We start from the raw sequence: 13,020 nt of genomic DNA on the forward strand, positions 1-13,020 counted from the left end.
TTTTTTATTTTTTGAAAAACTCTATAAAGAGAAACTTTTATCTCTTTCTTTACAATTTACCTAACCTAAACCCTTACTTATGAAGAAAACTTCACCCTTTATAACGGGTTGTTGATGTAAAGGTTTCAGTGTTTTGTCTAAAAAAAGTCATTTTAACTTTTTTTGGCACGAATTTGGTTTTGTAAAGATTTACTACAACCCCATCTTCTTGCTTAAATCTTTAGCAACCACCTCTTTATTAATCATGATAGAAATGGTCTTCAATCTTACAAAGCTTTCAGAAGCATAGAGATATCCGTCAAATTTATTGTTGGTATTCCACGAATTTTTCACCTTGTAATAAACAGTTCCGTTTTGATCTTCCACCATTCCTACGATGTGCATTCCGTGATCGTCGGTAGTCTGATAATTGTTAAAACCATCCTGGCGAATCTCCTGGGTAACAATCTTCTCTTTCACCGGCTCATCAAAAGAGTACAATTGCTTTTGACGCTCCTCCGGAGTTAATTTCTCCCAGCGCGAACGCTCAGTGTCATCCAACTCTTTTACATCTTCTTCAGGCACAACAGCTACCCCGTTGCGATGCGAAAACCCTTTCTCACTCACATCAGTCGCCCAGCCAACTGTATAGCCCTGTTCCAATGAGTTATTTATAATTTCCATCATTTCATCCAGCTTAACATTGTAAACCTCGCCCCACAGCCAGTTATCTGGAACTTCGATAATGAATGGTTCATAAAACGGATGATGCGTAAAAGAAGTTACCTGAATGTAATCATCGGCATCCAGTCCGATAACCTCATCAGCAAATCCACGGGGCGTATATTCTTTACCATTGTAATCAAACTCTTCCGGCAGATCCCCGAGATAGGCATCCAAAATTCCATCAAGTCCTTCATTCCAGGCAGTACTCACACGCTTATTCCGGTTTTCAATAACCCCGTCCACATAATTTTTCAGAACCTCATCCATCTCACCATGCACATGATTGTCTTCTCCATATTCAAGACCAGCATAGGCCTCCTCGGGAACAGCACCATAGTTTTTCAGTACGTACAACACGTCATGAAATGCACCTCCCGCTCCAAAATTCAAATGACCGTGAAGCCGGACATACTTATCAGCTTTATCGGCATAACAATGGCGAACAATAAACATTTCTGAAAAATCAACAGGATCTTTGCCCATCCGCATCATTTCAGACTCCAGAAACGAAACCCCGGAGAAACTCCAGCAGGTACCCGACCGGTTTTGATCCTTCACTACAGTAGTTTCCAAATCAACAATCGTTTCAAACTTGTAACCTTCCTTTTTATCATCCTGAGCTACAACATGATTAAACATTCCGAAGGAAAAAACCAATAAAAATAACAATGCTTCTTTTCTCATATAATTAAATTTCTGTGTTATTAGCTATCCCATACGCACACATCATCCTAATTTCCAAATAAGCAAAAAATCCCCCAGCTAAACCATGATTTTTTTCAAGGAAGAAACAAAAAAAGCGCAAACCAATTTCACTTTTTTACGTAACATCGTTTTAAACAAAATTCAATGGCTGGCAAATACTCTATCAAATTCCCCCTACTCCTCTCGATAATTTTCGTACTTCTCATTTCTGGTTGTGCATCCAAACGCTTTATGAACAAGGCATTGGAACTGGAAAATGCAGGATTGGTCACCGAAGCAGCCGATTTATATCTGCGTTCACTTCAGGCCAATGATGACAATATTGACTCAAAACTTGGGCTCAAAAGAACGGGACAAACCGTAATTGACAGAAAAAGCAATGAATTTCAAGCATTTTACAGAAGCAATCAATATAAAGAAGCTGTTTATACTTTTTTGGACATCGACAATTTTCGGTCACAGGCCAGCCGGTATGGTATAAATATAGGGGTGCCTCAAAGTACTTTTGCCCAATACAACAAAGCCAAAGAGATTTACCTGGACAGACAATATCAAAAAGGAATGGATGCCCTTCATGCAGAAAATTTCTCCAACGCGTTATCCCTTTTGGATGAAATCCTGAAAATAGATCCAAACTTCCGTGATGCCTCCCAACATTGGGTAACTGCCAGGTACGAGCCGGTGTATCGCGATGGAATTAACCTCCTTAGATCAGGGAAAAACCGAACTGCCTATTATGCTTTTGATGAAATTCTCCGGAACCAGGGCACCTACCGGAACGCCTCTTCTTTACGCAATGAAGCACGTGAAAAAGCATTAATGAAAATCGGCATCCTTCCGTTTAACGGAATAGATCTTTCGCAAAGGGATATTGCTCAGGAACTTCGCACCTACCTGACTTCTGATATCAGCAGACAAAATTCACCTTTTTATGAAATCGTTGAATCACCAATTCTTAGTCAGACCGATATTACCGAAGCAATCATTCGGGGCATCCTGACGAAAAATCAGGATAAAATCCTTGAACTTCCCACCGACATCGATGCCATTCTTTCCGGAAAGATTAACGAATACGCCTCCCTTACCACTCCCCTTCAAAAGACAAGAAGAAAAGCATGGTTACGGGAAACCGCTACCATCACCAGAGAAGATGGCACCAAAGAAAAGGTTACCGAATACCACAAAGTGTATTACTATGAGTATTTACGCACCAGTGTATTCAAAATGAGCATTTCGTATTCCCTGAGAAGTATGACAAACAACTCGGTAATCCTGTCGGATGTCATCCACAAAAATCTGGAAGACCGGATTATGTTCGCGGAATTTGACGGCAATTTCGAAAACCTTATTCCTGGAACATGGTATTCTGCAACACGTGACAGCGACATGGATAAAATCTATGACGACCGGAATTCGGTCAATGAGCTCCATTCACTTTTTGAAAATCGCCAGAAAATCACCAGTTCACGGGAACTCAGAGAAAGAGGACTGGCGGAGATGTCAGGTCAGATTGCACATCACCTGATAAGTTACAATCCGGAGAGGTAAGTATTCAGAATGCAAAAATTCATCGGCACGGGTAGCCCCCCATCTGCCCTACCCTGACATCAGGTAAGTTTTTCCTGATAGATATCCCACTCGTAATCTTTAGTTTTGGGAATGATTTTAATGGCTCCATCACCTCTTGTAACGGTTGACTTTGAGGGTATTTCCCCGGAAATAACACATCCGGCACCAATGGTGACTTCATCCCCTATTTTAGAGCCCGGAAGAATGACGCTGTTTGCTCCAACCCACACATTATTACCTATCTCAACGCCTTTTTTCGGAGACGTTTTTCTCTGATCATACTTGTTGTGATTGGTCGTTACAATGATCACATTCGGACCAATTTCCACATTATCCCCCAGCTTTAATCCGCCAAATGCATTGATATAAACACCGGGACTGTCTCCCGGGTCGCACATAATCCCTTTTTGAATAAACTGCCACCCGCGAACTTTGCTGCGAAAATCAACCGGCCAGGGGACCATTCGATTAAAACCCATAATTTTTTGCATGAAGAAAAAATCGTACAACACCCTGTAATGCTTCATATAACCCTTGCGGGGTCGTTTGTATTGCGGATAAAACAGTTTAACCAGCCAACGAAAAAGATTCTGATCAAAGAAATCAAACAGGGAAACAAAAAGTTTTTTTAGAAACATGCGAAAAAATTAAAAACCATTAACCTCAAAATCTTTAAAGAGCAGAAAACAATCTTTTAATGGCGCATATGAAGAATCGGCACCTCCAAAGAAAGTTGAAAACAAAAGATGATCAATCTTCAGATTCTCCGTGCGGCGAAACAAAAGTCCGCTTTTTTCCAACTTCAATTCATCATCGATATAACAACTTATCCATCCGTTTTCTTTTCCCAATTCATTCATCTGGACTTCTAAACCGATTTTAATCCATTTATCTCTGGGCAAAACAAATCTGGCGGATCCGGATTTTAAATAAAATTGTTCCCCAAACCTGCCTTTCATCGCAGGATAATAAAGATAAGCACAAATCTCTCCGTGCTCCATAAACATAAAGCGAACACTCCAGCCATCCTTCCCATTGGGCACCTTGCCTCCTGTATTTCCTCTACCTCCGCCAAGTCCCGGCAATTTACCGCCTTTCACAAAATCAAAATCAGCAGGAATAAACAATTTATACTCAAGAATCGCGTTGTTTACCGGTTTAAAATTGGTTTTCCATTGGGAACCGGGCAGAGGGCCATAACGACTGGCTGGCAAATTAACTTTTAATACTCTGGCATTCTCAAAACTTTCAAAAGAAGAAAAGGAGCATCTCCTTGAAGAGTGTAAACATAAGCTTTCTAACTTCCCGGACAAAAAAGTTGTGTTCCCATCCGGAAAACCAGATCGAAGTTGTCTTACTCCTATTAGACCATCCGCCACTCCATTGAAATTACTGCAAAGCAACTTCATCATTTGACAACTATTAGATTAGTATCATTTCTTTTTGCCTGCAAAACCAACTCTCTAAGATAAAAAAAGTAATAAATAACCCCTGTGACTGAATAGACCAATAATCCCTCCTTATAACCGGTTTCGATTAATCCAACGGGCACAATAAACCCGAGTACGATACGCACAAAAAAACCACCAAGATAAAACCACATTACTCTTCTTTGTTTTTTAAAAATAGTAAACAATGTAGTAAAAGGAATAGAAATTGACTGAATTAAAATCAATGGTAGTAGAATTTTGGTGATTATTACCGCGTTTTCCCATCCCGGCTCCATCAATTCATAAAAAACAACCGGTGCGACGAGAAACGAGATTAGCCCATATGCCAGATACCATCCCCCCATTTGTTTAAGAGTCCTTCTTGCAATCTCATAGACAGGTCTTTGGCTATTATAACAGTCTGAACACTTTCTAAAAAAAACCTGTGCAACACTTTGTCCTAAAGCCCCGGGAACTGCAGAAAAAATTCGTTGCACAATGCCGTATAAAGCCACCACCTTGTCGCCAAAATAAATGGACAAAAGTAATGTCGGGGAATGGTTTATCAACATCAAAATTCCGGTTATAAAAGTATTATATGTAAGAATCCTTCTGTGCCGCAGAACAAATAATCGCACTACCTTTTTGGAGACAACTACTTTTGCAAAGAATGCCTTCAATCTCCACAATAAAAAAAGTATTCCGGCAATCTGGCCAGCAAAATATCCTAAAACCAATACCTCAACACCCGGTAAAATAAAGCCACCTAAAACGATGAACACCATCACAAATACCACCCTCAACAGTCGCAGGCTTCCCAATAAGCGGAAGCTTCTCAAATAGGTTAAGTACTGTTCAAATGACAACAAAACAGCACCGGACAAAACATAAACAGGCAGGAATAAAATCCACCCTGAGTTCTCCGGAATTCCAAAGCAAGGACACAGATAAAAGATAAGTGCAACAAAAAAGAAAAGAAAAGAAAAGAAAGCTCCAATCCCCAGAGAAATTACAAAATTGGAAACCGCCACAACATCACTCCTGCTTAAAACAATGGCATTATGACTTTGAAGTGAAATCAAAGGAATCAAGATTTGCGCAACTGCAAAAAAAACAAAAAACACACCAATATCATTCGCATCAAAAAGAAATGGCAAAAGAAAAACCAAAAAGAAATTTATGCCCTGAGCCAAAAATGACGCAGAAAACAACGGTAAGGAAGTTCTTAATATATTTTCTTTTTCTCTTTCCACAACAACTTTTTTCGCAATTTTTAACGCAAAAAATATGATATAATTATTTTTTTGCGGTAATTTTGTGTCGTAAATCAATTCAAAAGGCCGCCCGCCATGACTAAAAAACGAACATCTCTCAAAGATATTGCAGAAGCACTCAACACTTCCGTATCTACTGTATCCAGAGCTCTGAAAGATCATCCGGATATTAGTCCCGCCCTTAAAAAGCAGATTCAGGAGATGGCTTTTGAACGGGACTACAAACAGAAAAAATCTTCCGCAAAAAATAATAAAATTTCCGCAAAAACCATAGGACTGATTGTTCCGGACATGGTCACCTATTTCTTTTCATCCGTCATCAGCGGCATTGAAAACTACGCCAAAGAAAAAGGCTACTTTGTAGTCATCACCAATTCTCACGACCAGGGCGATCAGGAAGAAAAGTGCATCAACCACCTTCTGGAAATCGGTGCCTGCGGTGTCATTGCTTCCATTGCACAAGAAACAAAAAATTTCAGTCATTTCAGCCGACTGACAACCCAAAATATCCCATTGGTCTTTTTTGACCGGGTAGCAGAAACGGACAGAATATCTTCAGTGGGCATCGACAATACAAATATCGCCCGCGAACTGACCTGCCATTTTCACGACAATGGGGCAAAGAGAATCGCCTGTCTCGCCGGACCTAAAAATCTCAGCATATCACGCGAAAGAACAGCTGGTTATCTTTCGGCTCTTCTTGATTGTGGACTACCCGTAAACAACGCCTACATGGCCAATACCAGACTGGATGCCGACTCAGCTGAAAAAGCCACCAATCAATTATTACAACTACCAGAGCCTCCTGACGCTCTGCTTTGTATTAATGACACTGTGGCTTTTGGAGCCATGCGGGCCATCCGAAAGGCGGGGCTTTCCATCCCTCAGGACATAGCGCTTTCAGGCTTTACCAACGAGATGCATGCCACAGTCGTTGAGCCCCCACTAACTTCGGTTGCTCAACCCACGGAAGAAATGGGACTTGAAGCAGCGAAAATGCTCATCGAACAGATAGAAAACGGGTTGTATCAGGTTCCACGACAAGTCGTCATGAAAGCTAATATTGTGGTACGCGAATCTTCTGTAAAATCAGCACTTTAGGCTAAGGTTAAGAATAAAGGTAAGATGGAGATTGATGAATTTGATAGTCTCTGCCCATATAAAGAAGTATTTAACGAATCAAATAATTGGTGTCCGGTTAAAAAATTGAGTTTTTTTCCGGACACTAGTGGAATCAAATAACATTACATCAAATCAGAAAAAATGAAGTTAAACAGAAGTAACATGAACCTGCCGGCAGAAAGACCGGTGAGAATCATTCAGTTTGGAGAAGGAAATTTTTTGCGTGCATTTGTGGACTGGATGGTTCAGGAGATGAACGACAAAGCAGGGTTTAACGGAAATGTGGCAGTGGTACAGCCCATTGAGTTTGGAATGGTGGACCAATTAAATGAGCAGGACGGTCTTTACACCCTGGTGCTCAAAGGCATAAAAGACAAAAAAGGGGTGAAAGATGTTACCCTGATCGATAGTATATCAAAAGGCTACAATCCTTATCAGAACTTCACTGAATACCTGAAACTGGCAGAAAATCCGGACACCCGGTTCATTGTCTCCAACACTACCGAGGCAGGCATTGCCTTTAACGACAATGATACCATTGATATGCAGCCGCCGGTATCTTTTCCTGCCAAAATAACCCAACTGCTTTATCACAGGTTCAAAACTTTCAACGGAGCTGCCGACAAAGGCATGGTACTTCTCCCCTGCGAACTGATCGAACTGAACGGTGACAAACTCAAAAAATATGTACTGAAATATGCAGAAAAATGGGAGCTTGAAGCCGGTTTCACCAACTGGATTAACGAAGCAAACCTGTTTTGCAATACGCTGGTTGACAGAATTGTGCCCGGATTCAACCCCGACAACATTGCTAAACTGAAAGAAACCAAAGGTTATGAAGACAACCTGGTAGTGGAAGGCGAACAATACCACCTTTGGGTAATCAGGGGGCCCAAAGAATTGGAAGAGGAACTTCCTTTCTCCAAAGCAGGACTCAACGTTCGGGTGGTGGATGACGTGCAACCCTACCGAACACGGAAAGTGCGTCTGCTCAACGGCCCCCACACCGTAATGACTCCCATTGCCTTTTTGAGTGGAGAAGAGTATGTACGCGAAACCCTGGAACATCCGGTACTGGGGGAATTTGTACGCAGCGTCATGAAAAATGAGATCCTTCCAACGATAGATCTTGACCGGGAAGAGATGGAACGCTACATGGACAGGATTCTGGATCGCTTCCTGAATCCGTTTGTGCAACATGCATTAATGAGCATCAGTCTCAACAGTATCTCCAAGTTCCGCGCAAGAGTGTTGCCCACCATCTTCGACTATCAGAGAAAAACGGGTAACCTCCCCAACGGATTGGTACTGGCATTGGCTGCCCTGATTGCTTTTTACCGGGGTAAGTACGAAGACAAAACAATTCCGCTGAAAGACGACGAGGCAAACATCAGCTTTTTCAAAAAATTGTGGGAGCAATATGATGCTGGAGAATATACTGCATTGGACCTGATCGGAGATGCCCTGGCAAACGCTGACCTTTGGGGACAGAACCTCAACAAAGTGCAGGGACTGACAGAGAAAACAGCTGAACTACTGGAAGGAATCCTCTCCAACGGAATGATCAATGTGGTGTCAGAAATTATAAAGAAAGAGATTCATGCGTAAACTACTTAAAATAGACGCCCGCGACAACGTTGCCGTAGCACTGGATAACTTGTCAGCGGGTTTTGCCACTGATCAGGAAGATTTGTCTGTTACAATCCTTACAGATGTGTCCCGGGCGCACAAAGTAGCACTCAGTGATATTGCGAAAGGGGAAAACATCATCAAATACGGACAACCCATCGGTCATGCTACCTCTCCCATCGCCAAAGGAGGGAAAGTGGATGAGACCAATATCAAAACAAATCTGGAGGGCGTACTGGAATACAATTATTCACCTGAGTTCACCCCCAACCAATACCGAAACCGTAATCTTACTTTTAAAGGTTTCCGGCGCAAAAACGGAGATGTGGGCATCCGCAATGAACTATGGATTGTTCCCACCGTGGGCTGTGTCAACGGGATTGGAGAACAAATGCTCAATGCCCTGAAACGGGAAACGGATACATCAGGTATTGACGGGATTGAGATTTTCAAACACAATTACGGGTGCTCTCAGCTGGGGGATGATCATGAAAACACCCGGAAAATTCTCCGCGACATTGCCCTTCACCCCAATGCAGGCGGGGTATTAATTCTCGGGCTCGGATGTGAAAACAATCAACCCGGTGCTTTCAGAGAATTTTTGGGTGACTTTGATGAGGAACGCATAAAGTTTATGGTCACTCAGGATGTGCAAAATGAACATGAGGAGGGACTCAAAGTCCTGAAAGAGCTGTATGAGAAAATGTCTGAAGACCTGCGGGAGGACATACCTCTTTCAGAATTAAGGGTAGGTTTGAAATGCGGTGGTTCTGACGGGTTCTCAGGCATCAGTGCCAACCCGTTGCTGGGAGCATTCTCTGACTTCCTGGTGGCTCAGGGTGGAACTACTGTCCTCACGGAAGTTCCGGAAATGTTTGGTGCTGAAACCCTGCTGATGAACCGGGCAGATAACCGGGAAGTTTTTGAAAAAACAGTGCACCTGATCAATGATTTCAAAAACTACTTCATAGAGAACAAGCAGCCCATCTACGAGAACCCTTCCCCCGGAAATAAAGCGGGTGGAATCTCCACATTGGAAGAGAAATCTCTGGGCTGTACCCAAAAATGCGGAACTGATAAAGTAAAAGACGTTCTGAAATACGGTCAGCGCCTCAGCACCAAAGGACTCAATCTGTTGAGTTCTCCGGGTAATGACCTGGTGGCCTCCACGGCTCTTGGCTCCGCAGGATGTCACCTGGTTCTGTTTACCACTGGCAGAGGAACGCCCTTTGGCAGCTTTGTTCCTACCATGAAAATCTCCACCAATACGCCGCTTTCGGAGAAAAAGCCTCACTGGATAGACTTCAATGCGGGTCCCATAGCCGAGGGAGAGCCAATTGAGGAAGTGTTGGAAAACTTTATTCCTTACCTGATAGAAATAGTTAGCGGCAAACAAATCAATAATGAGAAATACGGCTTTCGTGAAATCGCGATCTTTAAGACGGGGGTAACGCTATAGACAGGGTTGAGAAGCGAGGGTAAGGAGTGATGAGAGGGCTGTTAGCTCCTGGCTCTTAGCTCTTGGCTGTTAGAACAGAAAGCAGAGGTTTATAAAATTAGCAACCTGATTTTGAGGGTGAACCCGTCTCAGCGAGGGACAGCTTAGTGGAAATGGCATTAAAAAGAGAGATAAGATTAGCCCCTGTCTTTAGGCGGGGGTACCGATACGGCATAATATCCATACCAGCCGGCTTGAAGCCGGCTTCTAAAAAACACCAATACCTCATGTGTTTCAGGAAAAGCCGGCTGAAGCCGGCTCATCACGGATTATATCTACTTATCAATTCCCCCGGCTAAACCCGGGGGCTACACTCATTATAAAAAGGAGCTTTCAGTTCTTCCTAATAATAATTGACTCCTCGTTTCATAATCTTTTGTTTTGTTTTCTGTAAACCTTTCTAAGGAAAAGTCAGCTTCTTCAATCCTAATATTTTAAAATTATCTGACAAAAATCCAATTTAAAAAAAGAAGCCCGCTGTTCGGATAAAGCGAACAGCGGGCCTCTGGTTATTCTATTACACAGCGACAGATTACTCCATTACTTTCAACTTGACATTCCTGAACCACACATCGTCACCATGATCCTGCAGTCCGACATAGCCCATGCGCTCTTCTCCGCCGGCATTGATCATCTCAGTCCAGCCTTTGAACTTGCTGTTTTCAATCATCTCTTCCCATTCGGGGGTCCACAGGTGATACTCCAGCACAACTTCCCCATTCTGCATGTGAATAACGGTTCCCTTGTAAACAATGATGGTTCCTGTGTTCCATTCGCCAAAACCTTTGCTGTTTTGCGGTTTTGCAGGAATCAGGTCATACAGGGACGCAGACTTACGGTTGCCGTCCACACCCAAACGCGCATCCAGATGGTTCTCATTGTCCAGAATCTGATATTCGGGTGACGAACGATATATGGGAAGCTCTTCGAATTCGCGGGCCATATAAAAAACGCCACTGTTTCCGCCTTTAGAGACTTTCCAATCAAATTTCAGTTCAAAGTTTTTGAATTTCTGATCGTAAATAATGTCTCCTCCATCTTCAGCTCCGGCTTCTCCTTCACCCGAACCATTAATTTTAATAGCATTGTCATCGATGGTCCATGCCCCGGGAACCGATTCCTTGTTGTAACCGCGCCAGCCATCAAAATTCTCTCCGTTAAAAAGCAGCATCCATCCTTCTGCCTTCTCTTCTTCGGTCAATCCGTTCAAAGGTGCTTTTTCTTCCACTTTCGCCGATTTGGTTTCTTCACTTTGTTCTTCCGATTTCTTTTGTCCACCCATTCCGCAGGAACTAACAATAAAGGCACCTACGAGGATGGCCATACCAATTTTCTTTGTCTTCATATATTAATTTTTTAAGTTTTAAATTGTCCCGGAATATCTCCGGATTTTATCATTCGTACTCCAATCAGGAGCCCGCTACCTGCAATTAAGGCATTGGAGGCAGGCTCCAACCATTCCGGTAGTTATGCTTAATCAATTCCTGAGCAAACGCTTTGGCATTCACCGGATCCGTCCATGTCTGATTAAAAGTAGGATGCCCGTCATGGATTTCAAAACCATCTTCAATAACGGTGCGGAGGGTCTCATCATCATTGATATTGGTGAATTCCATCTTTTCACCATTCCACTCCAGTTCCTTATTCAGCGCCTGCAATCTTACAGCCAGTACACCCATTACAACCATTTCGTTGAACGGTCCCGCTTCACTAAAGGGGGAATTGGTCTCCTGACGATTGGCCGCATTTTCTTTACAGGCACGCACCCAATCCATTTCGTGACTGGTACTCACCCGTCGCTCGGTTTTGGGAACGTTAGGCACCCTGCCGGAGAGCAACCATGGATCTTTTCCATAACATCCGGTTACCAGCATGTCTTTTGTTCCATGGAAGAGCAAACCACCACCGGCATCGTTCATATTTTTCCCGGCAGGCCATCCATCGGGTTTCATGGGTTGCAAACCACCATCATACCAGTGCACATCCACTTCCGGAAGATCAAGCTTACCTTTTTTCCCTCTTTCGGGGAAGGTCATGCGAACCCGCTGCGCTGTAGGTGCGGACTCTGTCAGCAACAATGTAGAACTTCCCTGCGCTTTGGTAGGATATCCCAAATCGAGTCCCTTAAAAACTGGGTGAAGAATATGACAGGCCATATCGCCTAAGGCCCCGGTACCAAAGTCCCACCATCCACGGAAATTCCATGGAGTATAGATTTCATTGTACGGGCGCATTTCAGCGGGACCAATAAAGAGATCCCAGTTCAGCGTATCGGGTACCCACTGTCCCTGTTTGGGGACATTTAATCCCTGTGGCCAGATAGGACGATCGGTAAAGGCCTCCACTTTAGAAACTTCACCAATCTCGTTGTTCATGAGCCATTCGGTAGCAAGGGCAACACCCTCACCTGAGGCACCCTGGTTACCCATCTGTGTGGCCACCTTATATTTTTCGGCCAGTTTGGTCAGCAACCGTGATTCGTAAACCGTATGTGTCAATGGTTTCTCCACATAAACATGTTTGCCCATAGTGATGGCAGTTGCAGCAATAATAGCATGAGTGTGGTCGGCAGTAGCCACTACCACGGCATCAATAGAGTCACCCAACTCATCAAACATTTTACGCCAATCCCAGTATTTTTTTGCTTTTGGGAAATGATCAAAGGCTTTTTGGGAATATTTCCAGTCCACATCACAGAGCGCGACAATATTCTCGCTTTCCATAGCTTTTAGAACTGCAAAGCCCCGGCCGCCAATACCGACTCCGGCAATATTCAATTTGTCACTGGGAGCTTTTCGTCCCAGGGCGCCTCCCATGGCCACATTGGGAATAACGGTCATCCCTGCTGCAATAGCAGCCGAATTACGCAAAAACCGGCGTCTGCTCAATCCGCCTGAATTGTTACTGTTTTCCATTTTTTAGTTTATTAATTGTGTGATTAAGAGTATTTCAAACAATGAATAACGGATCTGAACCCGCCATTGCTTAACGAAATTCTTCTGAAAATTAAAAAAATTAACGTAAGAATACAAAATATTTGTTTTGAAACCCTGATTAGGACAAACCTAAACCAGGTAAATGTTCGTTT

11 protein-coding genes are annotated in these 13,020 nt (G+C 43.1%); 5 read left to right on the forward strand and 6 right to left on the reverse strand.

Annotated elements, in window-relative coordinates; genetic code table 11:
* Nucleotides 1-192: 192 nt before the first annotated feature.
* The gene (locus tag W7W_RS0108775) at nucleotides 193-1,389 is read right to left on the reverse strand and encodes a C1 family peptidase (protein WP_010663420.1); all 1,197 of its coding nucleotides are present in this window, start codon (nucleotides 1,387-1,389) and stop codon (nucleotides 193-195) included.
* 252 nt (nucleotides 1,390-1,641) lie between these two features.
* Here W7W_RS0108775 and W7W_RS0108785 point away from each other — a divergent pair, with 252 nt between their 5' ends.
* Nucleotides 1,642-2,958, forward strand: coding sequence for a hypothetical protein (locus tag W7W_RS0108785; protein ID WP_010663421.1), 1,317 nt, complete (start codon nucleotides 1,642-1,644; stop codon nucleotides 2,956-2,958).
* Between the two features lie 59 nt (nucleotides 2,959-3,017).
* Here the strand turns inward: W7W_RS0108785 and W7W_RS0108790 are convergent, their stop codons facing one another.
* From W7W_RS0108790 to W7W_RS23655, 3 genes are read right to left on the reverse strand one after another with little or no spacing between them, the layout of a single operon-like run.
* Complete coding sequence (locus W7W_RS0108790; protein WP_010663422.1) at nucleotides 3,018-3,617, reverse strand: acyltransferase; 600 nt, start codon at nucleotides 3,615-3,617, stop codon at nucleotides 3,018-3,020.
* Between the two features lie 9 nt (nucleotides 3,618-3,626).
* The gene (locus W7W_RS21915) at nucleotides 3,627-4,391 is read right to left on the reverse strand and encodes a polysaccharide lyase (RefSeq protein WP_010663423.1); all 765 of its coding nucleotides are present in this window, start codon (nucleotides 4,389-4,391) and stop codon (nucleotides 3,627-3,629) included.
* A complete protein-coding gene (locus W7W_RS23655; RefSeq protein WP_238532132.1) occupies nucleotides 4,388-5,194 on the reverse strand; it encodes a lipopolysaccharide biosynthesis protein in 807 nt (268 codons plus the stop codon). Before W7W_RS23655 ends, W7W_RS21915 begins: the two co-directional genes overlap by 4 nt.
* A gap of 173 nt (nucleotides 5,195-5,367) precedes the next feature.
* On the opposite strand from W7W_RS23655, the gene W7W_RS23660 reads away from it, so the two are divergent.
* From W7W_RS23660 to W7W_RS0108815, 4 genes are all read left to right on the forward strand, one after another.
* On the forward strand, nucleotides 5,368-5,700 hold the full coding sequence (locus W7W_RS23660) for a hypothetical protein (protein WP_159102780.1): 333 nt from the start codon (nucleotides 5,368-5,370) through the stop codon (nucleotides 5,698-5,700).
* 58 nt (nucleotides 5,701-5,758) lie between these two features.
* The gene (locus W7W_RS0108805; RefSeq protein ID WP_010663425.1) at nucleotides 5,759-6,784 is read left to right on the forward strand and encodes a LacI family DNA-binding transcriptional regulator; all 1,026 of its coding nucleotides are present in this window, start codon (nucleotides 5,759-5,761) and stop codon (nucleotides 6,782-6,784) included.
* Nucleotides 6,785-6,946: 162 nt separating this feature from the next.
* A complete protein-coding gene (locus W7W_RS0108810) occupies nucleotides 6,947-8,413 on the forward strand; it encodes a tagaturonate reductase (protein WP_029510512.1) in 1,467 nt (488 codons plus the stop codon).
* The gene (locus W7W_RS0108815; RefSeq protein ID WP_010663427.1) at nucleotides 8,406-9,893 is read left to right on the forward strand and encodes a UxaA family hydrolase; all 1,488 of its coding nucleotides are present in this window, start codon (nucleotides 8,406-8,408) and stop codon (nucleotides 9,891-9,893) included. The genes W7W_RS0108810 and W7W_RS0108815 overlap by 8 nt, the downstream gene beginning before the upstream one ends.
* A gap of 571 nt (nucleotides 9,894-10,464) precedes the next feature.
* Here the strand turns inward: W7W_RS0108815 and W7W_RS0108825 are convergent.
* Nucleotides 10,465-11,277, reverse strand: coding sequence for a 3-keto-disaccharide hydrolase (locus tag W7W_RS0108825; RefSeq protein ID WP_010663428.1), 813 nt, complete (start codon nucleotides 11,275-11,277; stop codon nucleotides 10,465-10,467).
* Between the two features lie 85 nt (nucleotides 11,278-11,362).
* Complete coding sequence (locus tag W7W_RS0108830) at nucleotides 11,363-12,847, reverse strand: Gfo/Idh/MocA family oxidoreductase (RefSeq protein WP_010663429.1); 1,485 nt, start codon at nucleotides 12,845-12,847, stop codon at nucleotides 11,363-11,365.
* Nucleotides 12,848-13,020 lie beyond the last annotated feature (173 nt).

The sequence above is a fragment of the Marinilabilia salmonicolor JCM 21150 genome (assembly GCF_000259075.1).
Classification (GTDB): Bacteria; Bacteroidota; Bacteroidia; order Bacteroidales; family Marinilabiliaceae; genus Marinilabilia; species Marinilabilia salmonicolor.